Genomic DNA, 24,473 nt, shown 5'->3' with positions numbered 1-24,473 from the left:
GCATAGAATCAAAAAAAAACAAGGGGTAAGTACAATGAAGTTTCAGCAAGGATATTCTCAATCTCAGCAACAGACACAAAAGCTTGCTATGACGCAAAAACTTCAGCAAGCGATCCAGATGCTTCAATTCAATACGGAAGAACTGCGGGATTACGTTGAGACCGCTTCTTTGGAAAATCCGCTCTTTGAGGTCGTCGCACCGAAAATGCGCAGTGATCTTATGATGATGAACGATCATTCAAAAAATGATTACATTGGCCAAATTGCTGATCAGCATGAGTCACTGTTTGAATATTTGATCAATCAGATTCACTTGAATTATCGAGAGACATTTTTACGCAAATTAATGTTGGGACTAGCAGAATATGTAGATAGTAATGGGTATCTTCAAATCGATGAAGAAACATTTAAAAAGGAGTATCAGGCTACGGATATTCAGTTATTGGATGCCTTGACACTGCTTCAGCAATTGGATCCGCCAGGTATCGGAGCGAGAAATCTTCAAGAATGTCTCATGCTGCAGACTGAACGAGATGATTATGCACCCAATTTGGCTTATTTGCTGCTGGAAGAAGCGTTTGATAAAATTGCCAATCGCCGTTTTGAACAATTGGCGAAGGAATACCAGTTGACGATGCCTCAAATTCAGGAGATCATCGACTACATCCGCTCGTTGAATCCATTTCCAGGTGCTGGGTTTGGTGAGAGTATCCCTGATTTTATCATTCCTGATCTGACTTTAGTCAGAAGTAAGGATGGCAGCCTGCATGTTTTGTCCAATAAACGCGGCCAATTAAAGTTGAACTTCCAAGAAAACTATTTTAATCGACTACAACAACAAGCAGATGAAGAGACAAAAGAATACCTAAAGGAAAAATTGCAGCAGTTTGAGTGGTTGAAACGGACGATCGGTCAACGAAAAGATACTATTTTGGAGGTTGGCAAGCTAATCGTTGCCCATCAGGAGCACTTTTTTCTAGATAAAAAAGGTTCTTTGAAGCCTTTGATGTTAAAAGAGATCGCGCAGGAAGCAGGTGTTCATGAATCAACAGTCAGCCGTGCAGTAAACGGCAAATACATCGAGACGGATTTTGGGGTTTTCGAGCTGCGCAGCTTTTTTGTCAATAAGGTTAATGATGAAGATACCTCTGCTGATGAAGTGAAGCAATTGATCCGTACGATGGTAGATGCTGAAAATAAGAACAAGCCATTGTCTGATCAAAAAATCGCTGATCTACTAAAAGAAAAAGAGCAAAAGGTTTCGCGCAGAACCGTTGCCAAATATCGGGAAGCGCTAGGGATCCCTAGTTCATCCAAAAGAAAACGTTTCGACTAAACCAAGAAAAATTTCTTGGTTTTTTCTTGCGTAAATGCGATAAAACTGGTAGAATTCGATATGTGAGGATTTGCTTGAAACTTATTTTTTTGATCATTTCCTACTTTTTTTTATCATTCATGGGTCGTTTAAGGTCTATGAGGGACTTTATAAGTCCAATGGAGGTAAATCCTTTGCTAAGTGAATTTAAGGCACTGGAAACAATTGCTCCAGATATTTTGAATGCCGTGAAAAGAAGATACCGTGTATTGCAAAACATTTTTTGGATGCAGCCAATTGGACGCCGAAATTTGGCGGAATCATTAGGACTGACAGAACGTGTGTTGCGCAGTGAGACGGATTTTTTGAGAGAACAGCGTTTGATTGAGACCACCAAAAGCGGCATGTCGCTTACCAAAAAAGGCGAGGTGCTTCTCCAGGATCTGGATCTGTTAATGGATCAACTCACTGGGATGGATCAGCTTGAAAAACGTTTGGCCACGAAATTCAATATCGAACGATGCTTGATTGTTTCTGGAAATAGTGATGAACAGCCTAAAGTGGTTGGTGATTTTGGAGAATTAGTCAATGATGCTCTCCATCGCCGATTGCAGGAGGGCACTAACATCATTGCTGTAATGGGTGGGACAACGATGGCAGAGATTGCCAAGCATGTGACCCCGATGGAGACACCGAAAAGACATAATCTTTTTGTGCCGGCCAGAGGAGGTATCGGCGAGTCCGTTTCCATTCAGGCGAATTCGGTCAGTGCTCTAATGGCAGCCAATGCAAAAGGAGACCATCGTGTATTATACGTTCCCGAGCAGTTGAGCCAAGAAGCGTATCACACGCTGCTGAAAGAACCTTCGATCAAAAACGTTTTGGCGACTATCAAAGAAGCCAATTGCGTCATTCACAGCATCGGACGAGCGCTGCATATGGCTGTACGACGCAAAATGACTGAAGACGAGATCGTCACGTTGAGACAGGATCGCGCAGTAGCAGAATCATTTGGCTATTTTTTTGATGCCAGCGGCAAGATCGTTTATAAAGCGCCGCCGATTGGCCTATCTTTTGAGGATGTTGAAAAGATTCCGACAGTGATCGCCGTGGCCGGTGGAAAATCGAAGGCAAAAGCGATTCTGGCTTACATGAAACATGCTCCTGAACAAACCTGGCTTATCACAGATGAAGCCGCAGCAAATGAGATTTTAAAAGGGGCAACCCTTTAAAATAAATATTTTTTTGATTCCATAAGGAGGAATTCTTAAATGACAGTAAAAGTTGGAATTAACGGATTTGGACGTATCGGACGCTTGGCTTTCCGCCGTATCCAAAATGTAGAAGGACTAGAGGTTGTAGCGATCAACGATTTAACAGATGCTAAAATGTTAGCTCATTTGTTAAAATATGATACTACACAAGGACGTTTTGACGGAACTGTAGAAGTTCACGAAGGCTCTTTCGATGTTAACGGCAAAGAAGTTAAAGTCACTTCACATCGCAACCCAGAAGAAATTCCTTGGGGTGATCTAGGTGTAGACATCGTTCTTGAAAGTACTGGATTCTTCACTTCTAAAGAAAAAGCTGAATTACACTTAAAAGGTGGCGCTAAACGCGTTATCATTACTGCTCCTGGTGGAAACGACGTTCCAACAATCGTTTACAACACAAACCATGACATCTTGACTGGTAAAGAAACCGTTATTTCAGGTGCTTCATGTACAACGAACTGTTTAGCTCCTATGGCTAAAACTTTAAATGACAAATTTGGTGTTGTTGAAGGAATCATGACAACTATCCATGCTTACACAGGGGACCAAATGACTCTTGATGGGCCTCATCCTAAAGGTGACTTCCGTCGTGCACGCGCAGCTGCTGCAAACATCGTTCCTAACTCAACTGGTGCTGCTAAAGCGATCGGCTTGGTAATTCCTGAGTTAAACGGTAAATTAGATGGTGCTGCTCAACGTGTTCCAGTTGCAACTGGTTCATTGACTGAATTAGTAACTGTTCTTGAAAAAGAAGTAACAGCTGACGAAATCAATGCAGCTATGGAAGCAGCAGCGAACGAATCTTACGGTTACAACACAGACGAAATCGTTTCTTCTGATATCGTTGGTATGACTTACGGTTCTTTATTCGATGCTACTCAAACAAAAGTTATGACAGTTGGCGACAAACAATTGGTTAAAACTGTAGCTTGGTACGACAACGAAATGTCTTACACTGCACAATTGGTACGTACTTTAGCATACTTTGCTAACTTATAAGATCTAACGCAAACATTGTCTGAAAAAGGCGGGGAAGCATCGCGCTTCTCCGCTTTTTAAATAGCTGAGAACAGCTTGTCTGTGAGCGGCTAATCAAAGTTATCGTTACCTCTTTTAGGCAAAGAAGTATATAATAAATGAAGTGTCAAAAAAAATTTTAGGAGGTCTTCTTTCATGGCAAAAATGACTGTCAAAGATATCGATTTAAAAGATAAAAAAGTCTTAGTACGTGTAGACTTTAATGTTCCTTTAAAAGATGGCGTGATCGGTGATGATACTCGTATCAAAGCTGCACTGCCAACTATTAACTATGTGATTGACAACGGCGGGAAAGCAATTTTATTTTCTCACTTAGGTCGTGTGAAAACAGAAGAAGATAAAGCAGGCAAATCTTTAGCACCGGTTGCGAAACGCTTAGGCGAACTTTTAGGGAAAGAAGTGACTTTTGTACCTGAAACGCGTGGCGCTGATTTGGAATCTGCTATCAACAACATGAAAGATGGCGACGTTGTTGTTTTCGAAAACACTCGTTTCGAAGACATTGACGGCAAAAAAGAAAGCGGCAATGATGCTGAACTTGGTAAATATTGGGCTTCTTTAGGCGATGTATTTGTAAATGACGCATTTGGTACAGCTCACCGCGCACATGCTTCAAACGTAGGAATTGCTTCAACAGGTATTCCTACAGTTGCCGGCTTCTTAATGGAAAAAGAAATTAAATTCATCGGTGAAGCGGTGGAAGAACCAAAACGTCCAATGATTGCAATTTTAGGTGGAGCAAAAGTGTCCGACAAAATTGGCGTAATTAAAAACTTGATTCCTAAAGCAGACAAAATCTTGATCGGCGGCGGAATGACTTATACATTCAACAAAGCTAAAGGCATGGAAATCGGCAACTCTTTAGTTGAAGCTGATAAAGTAGAATTGGCGAAAGAATTAATCGAAGCAGCTGGAGACAAATTAGTGTTGCCAGTTGACTCAATTACAGCAGCTGAATTCTCAAACGATGTACCAACTGAAGAACACGCAGGAGATGTTCCTGAAGGTCAAATGGGTCTGGATATTGGACCTGAATCAATTGCTTTATTCGCTGAAACATTAAAAGGTGCTAAAACAGTTGTATGGAACGGACCAATGGGTGTATTCGAGATGAGCAACTTTGCACGCGGTACGATCGGTGTTTGCGAAGCGATTGCTAATTTAGAAGATGCAACGACAATCATCGGTGGTGGAGACTCTGCAGCGGCAGCAGAACAATTAGGTTTCGCTGACAAGTTTACGCACATCTCAACTGGTGGCGGTGCAAGTCTTGAATTATTAGAAGGTAAAGAACTGCCTGGACTTGCTGCAATCAACGACAAATAATTATTTTGCTGGGGAATCTGGCGGCTCGCGCCGCTTTGATTCCGACAAAAATTTTTAATACAAAAAAAGGAGTGCTACGACATGCGTAAACCAATCATCGCTGGAAACTGGAAAATGAACCTGACTGCTTCTGAAGCGAAAGATTTTGCTGAAGCAGTGAAAAACAAAATTCCTGCAAATGACCAAGTGGATTCAGTTATTGGATCACCAGCTTTATTCTTGCAAGAATTAGTTGAAGCTGCTAAAGGAACTGAATTAAAAATTTCAGCGCAAAACTGTTACTGGGAAAATGCTGGCGCATTTACTGGTGAAACTTCACCAGCTGCCTTGGCTGATCTTGGTGTGGAATATGTTATTATCGGCCATTCAGAACGTCGTGAATATTTCCATGAAACAGATGAAGAAATCAACAAAAAAGCCAAAGCTATTTTTGCAAATGGGATGACACCAATTCTTTGTTGTGGCGAATCTTTAGAAACATACGAAGCAAACAAAACTGCTGAATGGATCGAAGGACAAATCAAAGCTGGCTTAGAAGGCTTATCAGCTGAACAAGTATCAAGCATGGTTATTGCTTACGAACCAATTTGGGCAATCGGTACTGGTAAATCTGCTGATGCACAAATTGCGGATGAAATTTGCGGTGTAGTTCGTTCAACGGTCGAAGGTATTTATGGCAAGGAAGTTTCAGAAGCTGTTCGTATCCAATACGGCGGTTCTGTAAAACCTGAAAACATTGCTGAATACATGGCAAAAGAAAATGTAGACGGCGCTTTAGTTGGCGGAGCCAGCCTAAAAGCTGATTCATTCTTGGCACTGCTTGAAGGTGCAAAATAATTTTTAGAAAAAGACGGCTTTTGATTGCAACTGTCGTCATTTTTCACTAATATTGGTTATAAGGGTTTGAACCCTCGTAATAAAACAAAATTAAAAGGAGAGACAAAATAATGTCAATTATCTCAGATGTTTACGCTCGCGAAGTCCTTGACTCACGTGGTAACCCAACAATCGAAGTAGAAGTTTATACTGAAAGCGGCGCTTTTGGTCGTGGAATGGTTCCTTCAGGAGCTTCAACTGGTGAATACGAAGCGGTTGAATTACGTGATGGCGACAAAGCTCGTTATGGCGGCAAAGGTGTTACTAAAGCTGTTGACAATGTAAACAACGTTATTGCTGAAGCAATCATCGGTTACGATGTACGCGACCAAGCGGCTATCGACCAAGCAATGATCGAATTAGACGGTACACCTAACAAAGGTAAATTAGGTGCCAATGCAATTCTTGGTGTCTCAATTGCCGTTGCTCGTGCAGCTGCAGATTATCTAGAAGTGCCATTGTACAACTACCTTGGCGGATTCAATACAAAAGTTTTGCCTACTCCTATGATGAATATCATTAATGGCGGATCACATGCTGATAACTCTATTGATTTCCAAGAATTCATGATTATGCCTGTTGGAGCTCCTACATTTAAAGAAGCTCTACGTTACGGTGCTGAAGTATTCCACGCATTGGCTTCAATCTTGAAATCAAAAGGCTTAGCCACTTCAGTTGGTGACGAAGGCGGATTTGCTCCTAACCTTGGGTCTAACGAAGAAGGTTTCGAAGTTATTATCGAAGCAATCGAAAAAGCTGGGTATGTACCTGGTAAAGATATCGTTCTTGCAATGGACGCAGCTTCTTCAGAATTCTACGACAAAGAAAAAGGTGTTTACGTATTAGCTGATTCTGGCGAAGGCGAAAAGACTACAGATGAAATGATCGCATTCTACGAAGAATTATGCGCGAAATACCCAATCATCTCAATCGAAGATGGCTTAGACGAAAACGACTGGGAAGGTACTAAGAAACTAACGGAAGCTTTAGGCGATAAAGTTCAATTAGTTGGTGACGACTTGTTCGTTACAAACACTGAAAAATTAGCGAAAGCAATTGATTTAGGTGTTGCTAACTCTATCCTTATCAAAGTGAACCAAATCGGTACTTTAACAGAAACATTCAATGCGATTGAAATGGCGAAAGAAGCGGGCTACACTGCAGTTGTATCTCACCGTTCTGGTGAAACAGAAGATTCTACAATCTCTGATATCGCTGTTGCAACAAATGCTGGCCAAATCAAAACGGGTTCTCTTTCACGTACTGACCGTATTGCTAAATACAATCAATTACTACGTATCGAAGACCAATTGGGTGATGTTGCAGAATACAAAGGAATCAAATCTTTCTACAACTTGAAAAGCAACCCATTTATCGGTAAATAATCACCAATAAAAGACAGATAACTATATGTTCGGACGCAAAAGGCTTCTCCTATCTCAGGAGAAGTCTTTTTTTCATGGAAAGAATTCATTTATTTTATGAGTTGAGCAATTTTAAGATTTAAGAACAAAACGTGATGATATCAATACCTCGCAAGCACTTCTAACACCTTCTAAAAGCAGTAGTTCTTTTTTTTACAATTTAATCCTAAACACCATTGATACAATCAATTTAAAGAAAACGCTTTCTTAATAACGAGGAAAGGATGCAAATGATGGATGCAGACTTGATCCTATTCAATGGGAAAATAGCAACGGTGGATAAACAATTCACCTTTGTTGAAGGGGTAGCAGTAGTCGACGGTTGGATCATCGACACTGGAACGACGGGGGAAATGAAACAATATATAGGCGATCGGTCAGTTGTGATCGATTTGCAAGGAAAAGTTATGCTGCCTGGTGTACATGATGCGCATATGCATGGTGTACACACGGGACTGTCACTTAGCTCACATTTTTTAGATGTCAGCTTTCCAAAGGTCCAATCAATCGCAGATTTGCAAGAGGTCGTTCGAGAAGCTGTCGACAAAGTGCCAGCCGGAACCTGGATCATGGGAATGGGCTGGAACGAAATGTTGATCAAAGAGTGTGCAGCGGAAAATCGTACACCAAAAAAGTGGGATCTGGATCCTGTCTCACCTGATCATCCAGTAGTCATAAATGATTATGGGGCACACCGAATGGTTGTGAACAGCAAGGCATTGGAAATTTGCGGAATCACAGCGGAAACGCAAGAGTTGAGATCAGAGGAGGGGCTTATCGAGAGAATCAACGAAACGATGGAACCTAGCGGATACCTGAATGAATGGGGCGCTCAGGTACTGGTTTGGCAGCATGTTCCAGCATTGACTGAAGAGGAGATCGAAGCTTGTATCTTACGAATGAACAAGGAACTCAACAAATATGGGATCACAAGCCACGTTGATGTTTTGGGAATCGGTGGAGACCAGCTTCTTTGCGGCACATGGGGTGAGAAAAGTATTGCGATTTACGAAAGGCTGGCTAGAGAGAAAAGGCTGACTGCTCGTGTAAGTGTAAATTTATTGGCAGGAGTGCAAGGGATTCAAAGTTACCAAACGATTATCGATGGCTTGCGGCAGACACAGCTGCCAGACTTTAAAGATAAAAACTGGGTAAAAGCAGAAACCGTAAAAATCTTTGGTGATGGTGGCGGCTGGCTGCGTGCAGACAATCAAATTACTGAGGACCATAGTCGATCGACCTTTCCTGGAATGACCGATGAAGAGCAAGAAGACGAGATGATAAAAACGATCATAGAGGTCCATCGTCAAGGCTGGCAGCTGGGGATCCATGCAATCGGTGGTCGAACGATCGATACGATCATCAATGGGTATATTCAAGCCTTTCAAAGATATCCTCGAGAGAACCCACGGCATTTTGTGATCCATGGTGACGATATGACTTTAGAGAATGCTCGAGATGCTGGCAAATTTGGCATCGGCATGTCAGTGCAATCGATCGCAGCCTATACCATCATGGATTTCATGAAAATGCGCTTTGAGAAGGATCGGGGAGAAGAGCTGTTTTCATGGAAGGAGTATCAAAAATATGGCGTCAATGTAGCCAATGGTTCTGATTCAAATATATTTTCGCTGAATTGGCTGCAAGGTGTTCAATTTGCGGTTACAAGAAAAACCATGAGCGGCAATTGTTACCGTCCAGATTTGGCTAGCACATTAGAAGACGCCATTCGCATGTACACCATCAATGGGGCAAAACAAGAACATTTAGAGACAGTGAGAGGATCAATCGAAATTGGCAAAGTGGCAGATTTCCAAGTACTTGATCATGATATCTTTTCAATAAACCCAGAGGAACTTGCTGAAACCAAGGTATTAATGACGATCGTAGATGGAAAGATCGTTTATGAAAAAGAGTAGAAAGAAGGGATTGGAATGAGAGAATATCCGCATCTATTTAGTCCAAAAAAAATCAAGACTATCACATTTCGTAATCGTATTTTTGCTTCACCGACCTCGCTGGTCTGGCCGGATTACTATACAGGAATGCCAGATGAGAGCACTGTGTTCTACTACGAAGACAAAGCGCGCGGTGGGGCTGCAAGTGTAACGTTGAGTGAAACGGCGATCAATCGTTATGATTCAAGTCGACGACCAAACGATGATATTTTAGTACCTGATTTTGAGCGCGCGATTTTTCCAACTTCTGGCTGGCTGAAGGTGACTGATGCCATCAAGCGCCATGGAGCAGTACCATCCATCCAAATCTTCCATGGTGGAGATACGAGTGAACCGATCTTTACTAGGGGGCATCAACCCATTGGACCAAATGGGTTTACAAAAGAAAACGGAACCGTGGTTCGTCAGATGAATGAAGAAGATATGCGCCGGGTGGCAGATGAATTTGCTGAAACTGCCTGGTATGCAAAATATAGCGGCTTCCAAAAGATCATGATCCATGGTGCTCATGGCTGGCTGCTGGCTCAGTTTTTATCGCCTGCGACCAATCATCGAACAGATGAATACGGAGGAAGTCTAGAAAATCGCGCTCGTTTTCCATTAATGGTCGTGGATGCTATTCGGGAAAGAGTAGGCGAAGATTTTCTTTTAGAATATCGAATCAGCGGAAAGGAATACTTAGAAGGCGGCTTGGAAATCGATGAAGCGGTGGAGTTTGCTAAAATGCTGGATGGAAAAATCGATCTGCTGCATGTTTCAGCCGGCTCCTATTATGCAACGAAGCAATACACCTTCCCATCCGTTTATTTGCCGCACGGATGCAACTTGCCATTAGCGGAAGCGATGAAAAATGGTGGTGTGAAAACGCCAATCGTTACAGTCGGAGCACATTATGATCCGGTAGAGATGGAAAAAATCATTGCAGAAGGAAAAGCCGATTTTATTGCGATCGGTCGAGCGATTGTTGCTGATCCGCAGCTGCCAAATAAATTATTTGCTGGCAGGCCCCAGGAGGTCACTCCTTGCTTAAGATGTACCAACTGTCTTGGTGGGAAATACGATGGGCACAACGAATGTGACGTTAATCCGTTGGCGGGCAACGAATTGTACACGTTGCGTACACCGAATGTTGTTAATCATAAACGCGTTTTGGTGATCGGCGGCGGTCCTGGAGGAATGAAGGCTGCAATCACAGCTGCACAAAGAGGCCATACCGTTACATTAGTAGAAAAGGAAGCCGAATTAGGCGGAAACCTTAAATTTACCGACATTGATGCGCATAAAGGAGATTTGCGCAGATTCAAAGATTATTTGATTGACCAGCTGAAAAAACAAGCCGTTGACGTTCATCTGAATACGGTTGCTGATCTGGCTCTAGTTCGTAAGTTGAATCCACAGTCGATCATCGTGGCCTCAGGGGCAACCCCGGTGGAGTTGAAAATCAAAGGTAGCGAGTCCTATCCAATGATCCATGCTACAGAGGTTTATACCAATCCAGAAAAGGTTGGTAAAAAAGCGGTAATGATCGGGGGCGGGCTCATGGGCTGCGAAGTTGCTCTGCATCTAGCGGAAGCAGGAGTGGACGTGACTGTTCTTGAGCTTCAAGAAGGATTGGCAGTGGATTCAAACCGAATCCACCAGGCTGCTTTATTCGAAATGATGGAAAAAATGGCTGATTTGGTTCATTCAAAAACTTCTGTCAAGGTAACAGAGGTAACTGCAACTGGGGTGAAGTACCTTGATTCTGATGGAAATGAACATGAAGCATCCGCGGATACAGTCATTTATGCGGTGGGAATGAAGCCAAATGAAGCGATCGTCGAAGAGATCCGGCAATGGGATGGTTGGGAGACCTTTATGCCGATTGGCGACTGTACAGGAGCTTCGGTTGTTAGAAAAGCGGTGCATACGGGATATCACGCCGCAATGGACATTATTTAAGTCAAATGAACAGAATCACTTGGACTGCAGCCGAGTCATTCTGGTTAATTTCATCACGTATCGATGCATCGATCGTCCGATCAGCAGGTTTCCTCAAACACGAAGAGGGATAGAACCAGCTCGTTCTATATGAAGCTATGTAGAAGAGTGATCAGCCAAGCATTATTGGGAGGAGTCCTGTGAACAAAAAGCTATCCCTCGCAATAAAAAGGGATCATAAAGATCCTTTAGGACACGAGGAGGAAGAAAGGTGAAAAACTTTAAAGTAAAAGCCGCGGTCTTATCGCAATCATTTATCGTGATGGCAATCATGATCGCCTCAACTGTACTGGCAAATATTGCTCAAAGCTTTCCAGATGCCAGTCTGACTGCGATCCAAATGGTCATGACCTTTGGAATGGTTGCTTCATTTCCGGCAACCCTTGTTGCTGGAGTACTGGGAAACACATTAAATAAGAAGTACATTGTATTAGTTGCGCTGGTATTGATGCTGGTAGGAGGATTGCTTCCTGCTTTTCTGCATGACAAACTAGTCTATATCTACGCTTCCAGTTTATTGATTGGAGCCGGCCAGGGAACATTGATGACAACCATCAGCAATATTTCAACAGAATTATTTGAAGGGGACGAACGCAGTCAAATGTATGGAATGCAAACTGCCTTTCAAAATGGGGGGTCTGTGGTCATGATGATGGTGGCCGGGATGCTGGCTAGAGTTCAATGGACACAAGCTTATTTGGCTTTTGGCATTATTCTGGTGACAATCGTGATCGTTATGCTCTGGCTGCCAGCAGATCAAGTGGCTCCTAAGAAGCAAGTGGCGGGTGCACAAAATGCGCCCAAGGCAAAGGTGCCGGGTTCTGTCTATTTCATAGGGGTTTTGATTTGTCTGTTTTGTATTGGCTACTCAACATTCTCTTTGAATGCATCGCTGTATATTGCTTCAATGGGGCTAGGTGATCCTTCAACTGTTGCTTTAGCAATGTCACTGAGTACCGGAGCGGGAGTCGTGGGGGGCTTTGCCTTCCCAAAAATCTTTAAAGTTCTAAATCGGTATGTGTTGACATTGGCTTGTGCAGTAACAGCGGGTGGGTATTTGCTGCTGGTGCTTTTCCCAAGTATCACGATCGTATTTTTAGCAGCGATCACAGCGGGAGTCGGCTTTTCATTGTCAATCCCATTAGGTATTCAGGCCATCTCAGAAACAGCAACCCCAGAGCAGATGTCTAGTTCCATGGGCAGTTATATGGCTTTCACTTCAGTCGGTGCGGCAGCATCACCACTGATCATCAATGCATTAGCAGGATTTATACCAAATGCGGACGAGGGGACTGTCTTTTTAACCAGTGTCGCATTCCTAGTTGTCTTGACAGTCATCACGGTATTTTGGAGTATCAAAACAAGCACGAACAAAAACACGAATGAACCACCTGTTCCAGAATAAAAATTACGAGGAGGAAAACAAATGGTAAAAATTTTAGACATTCACACACATGTAGGGGATATCTTTCATGAGAACCGCAGTATCACCTTCAAAACCAATATCAAAAAAGGAGATTATGAAGATCCATTTATCGAAGTGGAACGTTCCGGCTACACCAAGCCATTGATTGTCAAAGATCAAAAAGACCATCAACGTTTGATTGATGCTGGTCAGTATCGCGTTTGGGAATGTACAATGGAGAATTTTGGCAATGACATGACAGAGGATGAAGTGGATTATGCTTGTTTGCTGCCTGTTCTTCCTAATACCAGCTTTGAGGAGTATTTAGCAGTATCCAAATTAGATTCTCGTTTTATTCCCTTTACCTGTCCAGATTTCAGTTTAGACATTCCTGAATTAGAGAAAAAATTGGAATTAGATATCAAACGAGGTGCCAAAGGACTGAAGATCCATCCTATTTTACAAAATGTCAGTTTAGAAGATCCAAAGGTGGAAGCGGCAGTAGAGGTGTTTGGAAAAGCCAATATTCCAACGATCTTCCATGTAGGGATCACCTCTTATTATGGACCAGACAAAGACTATCCAACCAATCCTGAATTTGGGGATCCACAATATTTTTATGATTTCGCCCCACGTTTCAGCAAGTATCCTCTAATCGCGGCACATTGCTGCTTGTTGGCAGAAGATTTTGCTAAGAATACTAAAGGATTAGACAATGTATATACAGATACGACGATGTGTTCAGCGGAATTAATGCAGTTGGGCGTAAAACACATCGGCGAAGATAAGGTCTTGTTTGGTACAGACTATCCATTCGGAACTTTTAAATATTCGATTCAAGAAGTTAAACGAGCCTTCGCTGATGATGAACGTGTCATGAAAAAAGTGTTTTATGAAAATGCAGCTAAAATCCTTCATTTAGAAGACTAACAGGAGGCATGACGAATGAAAATCATCGACTTTCATACACACGTGGGAGATATCTTCCACGAGAATCGGAGTATCACATTCAAAACAAATTATCAAAAAGGCGATTATGTTGATCCGTTCATTCCCTTTGAGCAATCAGGATACAATATGCCTTTCTTTCCAGAAAGTCCTGAGGCCCTGCAACAGCTGATTGATGCTGGACAATACCGGGTCTGGGAATGCACGATGGAAAATTTTGGCAGAGATATGACAGAAAGTAACATTGCGTATGCATGTTTATTACCAGTGTTGCCCAATACCAGCTTTGAAGAATATCTAGCAGTTTCCAAGTTAGATTCTCGATTTATCCCATTTACTTGTCCAAACTTTGATTTGGAAATTCCTGAGATGGAACAAAAATTGAAATTGGATATTCAAAAGGGTGCGAAAGCACTAAAGGTCCATCCAATTTTGCAAAATATCAGTTTGGAAAATACAAAAGTTGAAGCAGCAGTAGATCTTTTCGGCAAAGCTGGACTGCCAATTATTTTCCATGTAGGGATCGGCCAGTATTACGGACCAGATACGAATTATCCACAAAATCCTGAGTTTGGCGATCCGCAGTATTTTTATGACTTTGCTCCACGATTCAAAGATTACTCATTGATTGCGGCGCATTGCTGCGGATGGCCAGAAGCCTTTGCTGAAAATACGAAAGGGTTGGATAACGTTTATACGGATACAACTTTCTGCAATGCAACTCTTATTAAAAAGGGCGTAGATCTTTTAGGTGAAGACAGAGTGTTGTTTGGGACAGATTATCCATTTGGAAATTTCAAGTATTCTATAGCGGAAGTCCAAAAAGCTCTCGCTGACAATCCACAAGCAATGGAAAAAGTGTTTTATCACAATGCTGCAAAACTCTTGAAATTGGAAGACTAACAGCGATTGATATTATCTAAATAAAAAAGAAAGAAGGCATAAGAATGAGCGAACAGGCAGTAAAACAAGTAGTCGAAAATTACATTGAAGGAACCTATACAGCAGATACGGAATTGCTGAAGAGTGTGTTCCATCCTGCAGCAATTATGACAGGATATATGGGACCGGATTTGATGGTGGCTAATCCTGCACCTTTTATTGAGGATGTTGGTTCCCATCCGGCGATGAAGGAAAGTGGAGCCCCTTACAAAGCTGAAATCACGAATTTGAAGGTAACTGGAAATATTGCTGAGGCTACAGTGTATGAAACGGGCTTTTTCGGTGATGGGACATTGGAAGACCACTTCCATGTATTAAAGGATGCGGACGGAGATTGGAAGATCATCTCTAAATGCTTCACAACACTATAAGTTTAATTTATTGGGCAGGAGCTTTTCACAGGTTCTTGCCCTTAAACAGTTCAGTCGCAATGATTGATCACTAACCTAAAGAGACAAAATCAATAAATTTAGTTTCTATGAAGTTTTATAACATTGCCAGTTTTGTCTTTAATTTATTCAAATGTAAAAAAAAGAACTTAGGGGAAGAGGGGAATCGTGCTGACATATTTAAAATAACCTGATAAGATATACGTATAAACAATTCTTGTTAAATAAATAACGTTTTTTATTTTTTGAAAATAACAGTAATTTTCGAGGTGTAGAAAAACATAGTTGAATACATATAAAATGAGGTCCATTTTTTACACCCATTTTGCCGCCTGATGTGTTAGATTAAATTACAGAGGGATACGTATTTGCAACTACAGTCTACCCGTTGGCAGAATTGATTTATACGAAAAACAAGATGTTTGATAAAGCAAATGACACTGCGGTAAGCCAGAGAAAGTTCATTGCCGGGATCAGCAAGCGGATAAAACCGTTAGTATAGGAATCCTTTTCAGCTAATTGCTTCTGGTCAAATCAATAAGGAAGTGTGAACGGTATGAAAGTTTTAGAAGCGAAGAACAGAATCATTGATGCTAAACCTTTTCAGTTATTTACCCATGATGGACGGGTGTCAAATTACCAAGAGGATTTGGTCATCTGGTCAAAAGAGCACTTAAAAACCGAAGCATTGATTTATCAGTTTGAAGTCCAAGAAACAATCGAAGCGGAGTATCTTCCGGATGCTTGTGTGAATTTACTTTTTGAAATTCGCAGCACTGGTGTCATCGGGAAATTTCTAGGGATTTCAACCAAGGCTAGAAAAATCGTCATTGAACCAGGCGTATTGTATTTTGGGATCAAGCCATATACGAATGTAGGATTGCGTTGTATTGAACAGAATCAAAGCAACTTTGTGGATCAAGTCGTTGCTTTGAGCGATCAATTTTCGAATACGGAAGCCTTTCTTGATGAGCTTGCTTATACATTGACCTTTCAGGAACGCAGAGAGCTGTTAAAGCGCCATCGTGCAGTCTTTCTTGATGAAACGCAGCGTTCGGTGCTGGCAGAGTATCTTTCTGTGCTGCTGTGTACAGAAACAACGGCCTTGTCGATGGAGAAGATCGAACGAGAGACCGGCTATTCAAAGCGTTATACACAGCGAGTGTTCCAAAAAAAGATCGGTGTCTCTCCAAAACTTTACAGCCGCATCATTCGTTTTCAGAATGCGATTAAGGCGGTCTATTTTGACGACCATTCAACTCTTGCGAAAGTAGCTTGTCAGTTAGGTTATTATGATCAGGCACATTTGATCCATGAATTTCAGCTATTTACCCAAACCTCCCCTACCAAATTATTGCAAACGATCCAAACAAAAAAGGTGGTCGTGTAAAAGGAGGAATTTTCGTGAATGTAGGAAATTGCTTTCCGTTAAATGGAAAGATCGAAACAGAATGTTTGAGTGTTGCACTTTTTCAAATGAAATTGGCGGTTGTACCGAAAACACGAGAAGAAGTAATGCAAAATGTGGATAAAATCATTGAATGGATCGAACGAACGATCACTGGTTTTCCTGGTATTGATATGATCGTGACACCAGAAGCTTCATTGAATGGCGTTGGACCGCATGCGTCGCTTTGCTGTATTACCCTGGACGGTCCTGAACTGAGACGGTTAAAAGAAGTCTGCAGAGAGTTCGAGATTTGGCTGGCTGTGGGTGCCTGTGTGGATGAAAAGGATGGTAATTTTTATAAAAATTGCGCAATCACGATCAACGACAAAGGAGAAATTGTAGACATTTATCGCAAAGTTACTCCATGGAATCCGGTAGAGCCTTCAAGCCCCGGGGATGAGATCCGGGTGTTCAAGGGACCGAAAGGAGCGAGGATTGCTTCGATTATTTGCTCAGACGGTGATTATCAGGACAACTGGCGTGAAGCTGCTTCTAAGGGAGCCAACGTAGTACTGCGGTTAACGACCTATATGACCCCTTTTGAAAATCAATACGAAATCACCAATCGCGCGGGAGCTTATTTCAACAAAGTCTATGTTGTGGCAGCAAATAACTCTGAAATGGACGAATGCTATTCGCTTTTTGGGCGCAGTATGGTCGTGAATCCAGAAGGGGATATCATTGCTCAAGCACCCGTGGGCATTCCATACATCTTCAAAGCAGATCTATATCCCGGATTATGTGATGCGATACAAAAGCAGGCATTGATGGGCGATTTGTTGTGGTTGAGGACTCATCGCGGAGCTGCATCACCAGATACCCACGGCGCAGGCAAAGATTCAGCGATGTACAGCTATCTAAAACCAGAGGACTAACTGATAGAACATCTATTTATAAGGAGGGAAAACGATGGGATTTCCAAATATCGGCATGCATTATTTTGTAAAGGGTTTCAATAAACTTGACATCCGCTTTCCGGTAACGAAACAAACCTTGATCGAAAAGGCGGGAGACCTTCAAATAAAAACCTGGGATGATCAATATACTCCGTTGCGGGAGATTTTTGAATCTATGGTGCCAGAAGAATATCCAAACGGAACAGCGTTCATGTGTGCATACACTTCTGCTAACCTGCAAATGCCTAAAAAGATGTTTTTAGAAACGAATGACTAACTTGCAAGACGGAGCCTCGGCTCCGTCTTTTACAGTATACACTTAAACGATAAAATAGTGAGTTCCATAAAATAAGAGACAACAGGCAATGACAAATAGAATCGGCGGTACCACTACACGCAGCAACCAGTGAATGAGCCGATTGAACACATGATAGAAATTTGTTAATCGTTCTTCAAAATAGATGGAAAAGATATACAAAACGATCAGTGGTGCAACGTAAATCAGATTGTAAAAAAATAGAATAGCGACAAGCTGAAAAAAGCCAACCTGATAGGACACTAAGATCCCTAAAAAAGCAAAGTAAGGCAGGGCACTGGTCAACTCTAATAAACAGGCAATAATGCCCAACCCAAAAAGCTTGGACATATTTAGCCTGCTAATGGTTTTTTCTTTATATTCCTCGACAGGTTTCTTCTTAAATAAATAAACCATGAGCAGCGTTCCAGAAAGCAAAGCTATCACAGGCACAGCAAACGGATAGTTGGACATCATGCGATGATAAAAACGTTGAATCAATTGATTCAACCCTTGATAGACCAATAAACCGGCAAGAAAATTTGTCAGTCCAATCCCCAAAATGAAGCCGCGAATATCTCGTTTATTTTTGCTTAGCGCTTGAAAAGAGAGCTGCTGAGCGATAGCGACTGGATTTAGGCTATCCAAAGCACTGGTTACAAAAGTGGCACTTACTAAGGCAAACATATGAATTCCTCCTAAATAAAAAAGAGTACCCCCTTTACGCAGCATTGGCCTATGCGTAAAGGGAATACTCTAGTGTCCGGCGACACGATCCGTTTCATTCATTGAACTATAGCAAAAATTTTTATGGTTGGCAATTTTTTTGCTATAATGAATCTGAAATCAGACAAGGAAGTGAACCCATATGGCCAAGGATGAATTGCAGAAACATTTAGATAGTGGAAGATACGGGACGCCGAAAATTAAACCAGATGAACAAAAAGAATACTTGGGAACGTTCCGTGAGCGTTGCTTTTTAAGCATGAATATCAAGGAAATGCGTAATAAAAACAATGATGCCGGGTTGATCAAAGAAATTCAAAAGGAACCTAATGCCCACCTGTTGATCAATGGTGCTATTTCATTGGCATTGCAGCAGCGATTTATGACGATCGCGAATAAAGAGAATATTGACTTTACGATCGTAAGTGATGTGGTGGCTGATCAAGACGAGAAAATCGGTTTATTATTAGTGTCTGATCATGCAGTCGATGAGCCTGTAATCGATGTTGAGCAGAAATATCCTGATCTAGGCGAAGAAAAAGCAACAGAGCCAGAAAAGAAAACCAGTATCTGGCACCGTTTATTCCAATAGAGGAAAGAGAATAAAAGAAAGGGTGTTGACTTTTCGTCCAAGAGTGGGTATTATACTGCTTGGGCACCCTTTTAAGAGGGTCAGAGTTTAGTAAATTTACGCTCCCTATTCATACGGATAGGGAGCTTTCTTTATTTTCTAGGCTTTTCCTGCAAATTAGAATGAAGGAGTTTTTTCATTTATGACAAAGTATATTTTTGTAACTGGCGGCGTTGTATCATCGATCGGAAAAGGAATCGTGGCAGCTTCATTGGGACGTTTACTGAAGAATCGCGGACTGAAGGTGACCATTCAAAAATTCGATCCGTACATCAACGTTGACCCAGGGACGATGAGCCCTTATCAGCATGGAGAGGTTTTTGTCACGGACGATGGCGCAGAAACTGATTTAGATTTGGGACATTATGAACGGTTCATCGACATCAACTTGAATCAATACTCCAACGTGACAACAGGAAAAATCTATTCCGAAGTTATCCGGAAAGAACGAAAGGGCGAGTACCTTGGAGCCACAGTTCAGGTGATTCCGCACATCACAAATGAAATCAAGTCAAAAATCATGCGGGCTGCGAAAATGACGGACTCTGACATCATCATCACTGAAGTTGGAGGGACTGTAGGGGATATTGAATCCTTGCCGTTTTTGGAAGCCTTGCGTCAAATGAAAGCAGACGTTGGTTCAGATAACGTGATGTATATTCATACTACATTGATTCCCTACCTTAAAGCGGCTGGTGAAATGAAAACCAAACCGACGCAGCACAGCGTAAAGGAATTGCGCGGTTTAGGCATCCAGCCTAACATTTTGGTTGTTCGTACAGAATTGCCGGTTTCTCAAGGAACGAAGAACAAGCTGGCTCAATTTTGCGATGTAGCACCAGAAGCGGTGATCGAATCCCGCGATGTGGAAACCCTGTACTCGATTCCGTTAGCGTTACAGGCACAAGGCATGGATCAGTTTGTCTTAGATCATTTGAAGATCGAAGCACCAGAAGCGGATATGACTGAATGGCGTGCGCTGGAAGAAAAAGTTTTAAACTTGAAGAAGAAAACCAAGATTGCATTGGTCGGAAAATATGTTGAATTGCCAGATGCTTATATTTCGGTTGTAGAAGCGTTGAAACATTCAGGCTTTGCCTTTGATTCTGATATCGAGATCAATTGGATCAAATCACAAGAGGTGACGAAGGAAAATGTGGCCGAGCAATTAAAGGATGCCGACGGGATTTTAGTGCCTGGCGGATTTGGCGATCGCGGGATTGAAGGAAAGATCGAAGCGATCCGATATGCTCGTGAAAATGACATACCGTTCTTAGGGATTTGTCTGGGTATGCAGATGGCCTGCGTCGAATATGCGCGCAATGTCGCTGGATTGGAAGATGCCAACTCAGCGGAGACCGTTCCAGACACACCAAACAATATTATCGATTTGATGGCGGATCAAGAAAACGTAGAAAACCTTGGTGGAACACTGCGTTTAGGCTTGTACCCATGTAAACTGAAAAAGGGCACGAACACTGCGGCAGCTTATGACAATGAAGAGGTGATCCAAGAACGTCACCGCCATCGTTACGAGTTCAACAACAGTTATCGTGAGTTGTTTGAAGATCAAGGAATGGTTTTCTCAGGCGTCTCTCCAGACAATCGTTTAGTAGAAATCGTTGAATTGCCGGAGAAAAAATTCTTTGTCGGCTGTCAATTCCATCCAGAATTGATCTCACGTCCAAATCGCCCACAACCATTAATCAAGGCGTTCGTTGGAGCCTCATTAGAAAATCATGAAGCAAAAGAATAAAACTTGCTGAAGCGGCTAGTCCGTTTCAGTTTTTTTTACTAAAAAATCAATAAAATTCCGATGTAAAGGCTTTTACGCTATGTTTGGAGTGGCATTGTGAGGGAAACTTTGTTAAAATTGAATCGTTAGTTAAGACAGAGTCTTAGCCAAAAAGAATACTTAGGAGGAATTTTTTATGCCAGTAGTATCAGGAGCTGAATTCTTAAAAGCTGCTCGTCAAGGCGGATATGCAGTCGGTGGATTCAACACAAACAATTTAGAATGGACGCAAGCGATCTTGCGCGCGGCTGAAGCGAAAAAAGCACCCGTTCTTATCCAAACGTCAATGGGCGCTGCTAAATACATGGGCGGATACAAAGTTGCAAAAGATATTATTTGTAATTTAGTAGAATCCATGAATATCACTGTGCCAGTTGCTATCCATTTAGACCATGGCTCTTACGAAGCTGCTTTGGAATGTATCGAAGTTGGCTATACTTCAGTTATGTTCGATGGTTCTCATTTGCCTTTCGAAGAAAACTTGAAATTGGCTAAAGACGTAGTAGAAAAAGCTCACGCTAAAGGCGTTTCAGTTGAATGTGAAGTTGGTTCAATTGGCGGCGAAGAAGATGGAATCATCGGTGCTGGCGAATTGGCTGACATTGACGAATGTGTACAAATGGTTGGCACTGGTATCGACTACCTAGCATGTGGGATCGGTAATATTCATGGTGTATACCCAGAAAACTGGAAAGGCCTGGCATTCGATCACTTACAAGCAATCGCTGATGCTGTAGGTTCTGAAGTGCCATTAGTATTACACGGCGGTTCAGGAATTCCTCAAGAACAAATCCAAAAAGCAATCTCAATGGGTGTTTCTAAAGTAAACGTGAATACTGAATTCCAATTGTCATTTGCGAAAGCGACGCGTGAATATATCGAAGCTGGCAAAGACAAAGAAGGAAAAGGCTTCGACCCTCGTAAATTGTTGGCACCAGGTGTTGCAGCAATCGTAAAAGATGCTGAAGAACACATTGACTGGTTCGGTTCTGCAAATAAAGCTTAATTTGAATCTGTTTTGACCTCGGATAACGTTCCGGGGTCTTTTTTGTCGTTCAAACGCCTTTATTTTCGCAACTCTGGCTTTTTAACTATCCCTTTTTATGATAGAATGGATGATGGTCTACATGAATAAAGCAAATAAACTAATTAGGTGAATATAAATGAAAAAAATTGAAATACATGGTGGAAAAGCGTTAAAAGGGGAAGTAACGGTTAGCGGAGCCAAAAATAGTGCAGTCGCTTTAATTCCAGCTGCAATTATGGCTGATTCTCCAGTTGTTTTAGAGGGGGTTCCTGATATTCAGGATGTCCATTCCTTGATCGAAATTCTTGAAATTATGGGCGCAAAAGTCAGCTTTGAAAACAATCGGATGGAAATCGATCCGAGTAATGTAGTTTCTATCCCGATGCCCAGCGGAAAGATCAATTCTTTAAGGGCTTCTTATTATTTTATGGGGGCTTTACTTGGGAAATTTGGCGAAGCCGTGGTTGGATTGCCTGGCGGTTGTTTTTTGGGACCGCGTCCAATCGACCTCCATATTAAAGGCTTTGAGAGTTTAGAGGCAGAGGTTTCAAATGAGCATGGTGTTATCTATTTGCGAACGAAAGAAGAAGGATTAAAGGGCGATCGGATCTTCATGGATGTGGTATCGATCGGTGCTACGATCAACGTGATGTTGGCGGCTGTCAAGGCAGAAGGCCGCACGATCATTGAAAACGCTGCACGTGAACCTGAAATTATTGATGTTGCAACATTATTGAACAATATGGGCGCGAAAATCCGCGGGGCAGGAACTGACGAGATCCGAATCGAAGGTGTTCAAGAGCTGCATGGCTGTGTACACTCGATCATTCCAGACCGGATCGAAGCGGGGACTTATTTAGCATTAGCAGCAGCGATCGGTGATGGGATGATCATCAATAACGTGATTTACGAACATATCGAAAGCTTTATCGCTAAGTTGGAGGAAATGGGCGTAAAAATGAACATCTCAGAAGATAGTATCGAAGTACTGCCTTCGCGACCACTGAAGGCAGTAGATATCACGACTTCTCCTTATCCAGGCTTCGCCACTGATCTGCAGCAGCCGATTACGCCTTTGCTGCTTTGTGCAGAAGGATCGGCAGAAATTATCGATACGATCTATTCAAAACGGGTGAATCATATTCCTGAGCTCGTTCGGATGGGCGCTGAAGCCACGGTGGAAGGCAATATGATCGTTGTCAATGGGCCAGCTAAGCTTCACGGGGTAGAAGTTGTCGCTTCAGACCTGCGAGCAGGGGCTTGTTTAGTGATCGCTGGACTAATGGCCGAAGGAAAGACGACGATATTTAATGTAGAGTATATTTTGCGTGGGTATGATAATATTATCGAAAAACTGACGTCACTTGGCGCAACAATAGAAATGATTGAGGAAGAGGCTGAATAATGAGTGATTATTTAACAATGGCTGAGCTGGAGAATCGCACGCTGAAGGAAATCTACAGCTATGCGCGCGATTTCAAAATTCCTTACTACAGCCAAATGAATAAAAAGGAACTGGCTCTGGCCGTGATACGAGCACAGGCGGAAAAGCAAGGATTCTTTTACATGGAAGGTGTACTAGATATCATTGGTCAAGATGGCTACGGGTTTCTGCGTCCAATCAATTATGGGCCAAGTGCTGAAGATATTTATATCTCGTCTTCTCAAATTCGCCGTTTCGGTCTGCGTAATGGCGATAAGGTTGCCGGCAAGGCTCGGCCACCGAAAGAATCCGAACGTTATTATGGCTTGATGCATGTTGAAAGTGTGAATGGCAAAGACCCTGAGGATGCCAAAGAGCGTCCGCATTTCCCGGCTTTGACCCCTTTATATCCTAACAAGCAAATGACCTTGGCGACCACTACTGGTCGTCTGGCTACACGTATGATCGATATCTTCTCACCAGTCGGCTTCGGACAGCGCGGTCTGATCGTAGCTCCACCTAAGGCAGGGAAGACCTCTATATTAAAAGAAGTAGCAAATGGCATTACTGACAATTACCCAGATGTTGAATTGATCGTACTATTGGTCGATGAACGACCAGAAGAAGTAACCGATTTGGAACGCAGCGTCAAAGGTGATGTGGTGTATTCGACCTTCGATCAACAACCTCAAAACCACACACGAGTATCTGAATTGGTTCTAGAGCGCGCCATGCGCTTAGTCGAGGACAAACGCGATGTCGTCATTTTGATGGACAGCATCACTCGCCTGGCTAGAGCCTACAATCTAGTTGTTCCTCCAAGTGGTCGGACTTTAAGCGGAGGGATTGATCCCGCAGCCTTGTACCGTCCTAAAAAATTCTTTGGAGCGGCTCGTAATATCGAAGAAGGCGGCAGCTTGACGATTCTGGCGACCGCATTGGTCGATACCGGAAGTCGGATGGATGATGTGATCTATGAAGAGTTTAAAGGAACCGGCAACTTAGAGCTTCAATTGTCTCGCGAGCTTTCTGAACGCCGCATTTTCCCTGCCATCGATATCAAGAAATCCGGTACGCGTAAAGAAGAGCTGCTGATGGCTTCTGAAAAACTGGAAGAGATTTGGAAGATTCGCAAGAACATGACCGGAGATTCCTTGGAATACACCAACCAGTTCATTAGTTTCTTGAAAAAAACCAAGAACAATCAAGCCTTTTTTGAAGCTTTCAAAGATGTTTCTTTTGGCACCAGAACACCAAGAAAAAATATGAAAAGATAATTGCATTCAGCAATCGTTCATGATAGTATATATCTGTTGCGTATTGCAAAAATAACTCTGTTTCAGCAAATGATTCAG

General features: G+C 42.3%; 21 protein-coding genes. 20 read left to right on the top strand and 1 reads right to left on the bottom strand.

What is annotated here, in order from left to right; all coding sequences use genetic code 11:
* Positions 1-34 precede the first annotated feature (34 nt).
* The 15 genes from rpoN (at position 35) to NRIC_RS00415 (ending at position 17,498) form a co-directional block, all read left to right on the top strand.
* On the top strand, positions 35-1,336 hold the full coding sequence (gene rpoN / locus NRIC_RS00485) for an RNA polymerase factor sigma-54 (RefSeq protein ID WP_146620729.1): 1,302 nt from the start codon (positions 35-37) through the stop codon (positions 1,334-1,336).
* A 119-nt stretch (positions 1,337-1,455) separates the two neighbouring features.
* Positions 1,456-2,547 carry a sugar-binding transcriptional regulator gene (locus NRIC_RS00480; RefSeq protein WP_175579961.1) on the top strand — a complete coding sequence of 364 codons (1,092 nt, stop codon included), beginning with the start codon at positions 1,456-1,458 and terminating at the stop codon, positions 2,545-2,547.
* Positions 2,548-2,586: 39 nt separating this feature from the next.
* A complete protein-coding gene (gene gap, locus NRIC_RS00475; RefSeq protein ID WP_146620727.1) occupies positions 2,587-3,588 on the top strand; it encodes a type I glyceraldehyde-3-phosphate dehydrogenase in 1,002 nt (333 codons plus the stop codon).
* A gap of 174 nt (positions 3,589-3,762) precedes the next feature.
* Positions 3,763-4,953: a phosphoglycerate kinase gene (locus tag NRIC_RS00470; RefSeq protein ID WP_146620726.1), complete on the top strand. Its 1,191-nt coding sequence runs from the start codon at positions 3,763-3,765 to the stop codon at positions 4,951-4,953.
* An 81-nt stretch (positions 4,954-5,034) separates the two neighbouring features.
* A complete protein-coding gene (tpiA, locus tag NRIC_RS00465) occupies positions 5,035-5,790 on the top strand; it encodes a triose-phosphate isomerase (protein ID WP_146620725.1) in 756 nt (251 codons plus the stop codon).
* Positions 5,791-5,900: 110 nt separating this feature from the next.
* Positions 5,901-7,214, top strand: coding sequence for a phosphopyruvate hydratase (eno, locus tag NRIC_RS00460; RefSeq protein ID WP_146620724.1), 1,314 nt, complete (start codon positions 5,901-5,903; stop codon positions 7,212-7,214).
* Between the two features lie 263 nt (positions 7,215-7,477).
* Positions 7,478-9,172 (top strand): amidohydrolase, encoded by a 1,695-nt coding sequence (locus tag NRIC_RS00455; protein WP_146620723.1) that lies wholly within the window; start codon positions 7,478-7,480, stop codon positions 9,170-9,172.
* A 15-nt stretch (positions 9,173-9,187) separates the two neighbouring features.
* Positions 9,188-11,152, top strand: coding sequence for an oxidoreductase (locus NRIC_RS00450; RefSeq protein WP_146620722.1), 1,965 nt, complete (start codon positions 9,188-9,190; stop codon positions 11,150-11,152).
* 250 nt (positions 11,153-11,402) lie between these two features.
* A complete protein-coding gene (locus NRIC_RS00445) occupies positions 11,403-12,596 on the top strand; it encodes an MFS transporter (protein WP_146620721.1) in 1,194 nt (397 codons plus the stop codon).
* A 21-nt stretch (positions 12,597-12,617) separates the two neighbouring features.
* On the top strand, positions 12,618-13,526 hold the full coding sequence (locus tag NRIC_RS00440) for an amidohydrolase family protein (RefSeq protein WP_146620720.1): 909 nt from the start codon (positions 12,618-12,620) through the stop codon (positions 13,524-13,526).
* A 15-nt stretch (positions 13,527-13,541) separates the two neighbouring features.
* Positions 13,542-14,447, top strand: coding sequence for an amidohydrolase family protein (locus NRIC_RS00435; protein ID WP_146620719.1), 906 nt, complete (start codon positions 13,542-13,544; stop codon positions 14,445-14,447).
* A gap of 44 nt (positions 14,448-14,491) precedes the next feature.
* Positions 14,492-14,857, top strand: a complete 366-nt coding sequence (locus NRIC_RS00430) for a nuclear transport factor 2 family protein (protein ID WP_146620718.1) — start codon at positions 14,492-14,494, stop codon at positions 14,855-14,857.
* A gap of 574 nt (positions 14,858-15,431) precedes the next feature.
* Complete coding sequence (locus NRIC_RS00425; RefSeq protein WP_146620717.1) at positions 15,432-16,265, top strand: helix-turn-helix domain-containing protein; 834 nt, start codon at positions 15,432-15,434, stop codon at positions 16,263-16,265.
* 14 nt (positions 16,266-16,279) lie between these two features.
* Entirely contained in the window at positions 16,280-17,200 is a 921-nt protein-coding gene (locus NRIC_RS00420; protein WP_146620716.1) for a nitrilase-related carbon-nitrogen hydrolase, read from the top strand.
* Between the two features lie 34 nt (positions 17,201-17,234).
* A complete protein-coding gene (locus tag NRIC_RS00415) occupies positions 17,235-17,498 on the top strand; it encodes a hypothetical protein (RefSeq protein ID WP_146620715.1) in 264 nt (87 codons plus the stop codon).
* Positions 17,499-17,540: 42 nt separating this feature from the next.
* On the opposite strand, the gene NRIC_RS00410 is transcribed toward NRIC_RS00415, so the two are convergent.
* Positions 17,541-18,203: a GAP family protein gene (locus NRIC_RS00410; RefSeq protein WP_175579954.1), complete on the bottom strand. Its 663-nt coding sequence runs from the start codon at positions 18,201-18,203 to the stop codon at positions 17,541-17,543.
* A 181-nt stretch (positions 18,204-18,384) separates the two neighbouring features.
* On the opposite strand from NRIC_RS00410, the gene NRIC_RS00405 reads away from it, so the two are divergent.
* From NRIC_RS00405 to rho, 5 genes are all read left to right on the top strand, one after another.
* Positions 18,385-18,834, top strand: a complete 450-nt coding sequence (locus NRIC_RS00405) for a YueI family protein (protein WP_146620713.1) — start codon at positions 18,385-18,387, stop codon at positions 18,832-18,834.
* A 181-nt stretch (positions 18,835-19,015) separates the two neighbouring features.
* A complete protein-coding gene (gene pyrG, locus NRIC_RS00400) occupies positions 19,016-20,629 on the top strand; it encodes a CTP synthase (RefSeq protein ID WP_146620712.1) in 1,614 nt (537 codons plus the stop codon).
* Between the two features lie 175 nt (positions 20,630-20,804).
* Positions 20,805-21,674 carry a class II fructose-bisphosphate aldolase gene (locus NRIC_RS00395; RefSeq protein ID WP_146620711.1) on the top strand — a complete coding sequence of 290 codons (870 nt, stop codon included), beginning with the start codon at positions 20,805-20,807 and terminating at the stop codon, positions 21,672-21,674.
* A gap of 157 nt (positions 21,675-21,831) precedes the next feature.
* Positions 21,832-23,100 (top strand): UDP-N-acetylglucosamine 1-carboxyvinyltransferase, encoded by a 1,269-nt coding sequence (gene murA / locus NRIC_RS00390; protein WP_146620710.1) that lies wholly within the window; start codon positions 21,832-21,834, stop codon positions 23,098-23,100.
* Complete coding sequence (gene rho / locus NRIC_RS00385) at positions 23,100-24,395, top strand: transcription termination factor Rho (protein ID WP_146620709.1); 1,296 nt, start codon at positions 23,100-23,102, stop codon at positions 24,393-24,395. Before murA ends, rho begins: the two co-directional genes overlap by 1 nt.
* Positions 24,396-24,473 lie beyond the last annotated feature (78 nt).

The organism is Enterococcus florum (assembly GCF_004309355.1).
Taxonomy (GTDB): Bacteria; Bacillota; Bacilli; order Lactobacillales; family Enterococcaceae; genus Enterococcus_A; species Enterococcus_A florum.
Note: the sequence above shows the minus strand (reverse complement) of the source record. Positions and strands in the feature narration are given on the sequence as shown.

Bases quoted from the DNA above. Each gene is read 5' to 3' on its own strand.
- rpoN (WP_146620729.1), top strand. From the start codon at position 35: ATGAAGTTTCAGCAAGGATATTCTCAATCTCAGCAACAGACACAAAAG.
- NRIC_RS00480 (WP_175579961.1), top strand. From the start codon at position 1,456: ATGGGTCGTTTAAGGTCTATGAGGGACTTTATAAGTCCAATGGAGGTA.
- gap (WP_146620727.1), top strand. From the start codon at position 2,587: ATGACAGTAAAAGTTGGAATTAACGGATTTGGACGTATCGGACGCTTG.
- NRIC_RS00470 (WP_146620726.1), top strand. From the start codon at position 3,763: ATGGCAAAAATGACTGTCAAAGATATCGATTTAAAAGATAAAAAAGTC.
- tpiA (WP_146620725.1), top strand. From the start codon at position 5,035: ATGCGTAAACCAATCATCGCTGGAAACTGGAAAATGAACCTGACTGCT.
- eno (WP_146620724.1), top strand. From the start codon at position 5,901: ATGTCAATTATCTCAGATGTTTACGCTCGCGAAGTCCTTGACTCACGT.
- NRIC_RS00455 (WP_146620723.1), top strand. From the start codon at position 7,478: ATGCAAATGATGGATGCAGACTTGATCCTATTCAATGGGAAAATAGCA.
- NRIC_RS00450 (WP_146620722.1), top strand. From the start codon at position 9,188: ATGAGAGAATATCCGCATCTATTTAGTCCAAAAAAAATCAAGACTATC.
- NRIC_RS00440 (WP_146620720.1), top strand. From the start codon at position 12,618: ATGGTAAAAATTTTAGACATTCACACACATGTAGGGGATATCTTTCAT.
- NRIC_RS00435 (WP_146620719.1), top strand. From the start codon at position 13,542: ATGAAAATCATCGACTTTCATACACACGTGGGAGATATCTTCCACGAG.
- NRIC_RS00430 (WP_146620718.1), top strand. From the start codon at position 14,492: ATGAGCGAACAGGCAGTAAAACAAGTAGTCGAAAATTACATTGAAGGA.
- NRIC_RS00425 (WP_146620717.1), top strand. From the start codon at position 15,432: ATGAAAGTTTTAGAAGCGAAGAACAGAATCATTGATGCTAAACCTTTT.
- NRIC_RS00415 (WP_146620715.1), top strand. From the start codon at position 17,235: ATGGGATTTCCAAATATCGGCATGCATTATTTTGTAAAGGGTTTCAAT.
- NRIC_RS00410 (WP_175579954.1), bottom strand. From the start codon at position 18,203: ATGTTTGCCTTAGTAAGTGCCACTTTTGTAACCAGTGCTTTGGATAGC.
- NRIC_RS00405 (WP_146620713.1), top strand. From the start codon at position 18,385: ATGGCCAAGGATGAATTGCAGAAACATTTAGATAGTGGAAGATACGGG.
- pyrG (WP_146620712.1), top strand. From the start codon at position 19,016: ATGACAAAGTATATTTTTGTAACTGGCGGCGTTGTATCATCGATCGGA.
- NRIC_RS00395 (WP_146620711.1), top strand. From the start codon at position 20,805: ATGCCAGTAGTATCAGGAGCTGAATTCTTAAAAGCTGCTCGTCAAGGC.
- murA (WP_146620710.1), top strand. From the start codon at position 21,832: ATGAAAAAAATTGAAATACATGGTGGAAAAGCGTTAAAAGGGGAAGTA.
- rho (WP_146620709.1), top strand. From the start codon at position 23,100: ATGAGTGATTATTTAACAATGGCTGAGCTGGAGAATCGCACGCTGAAG.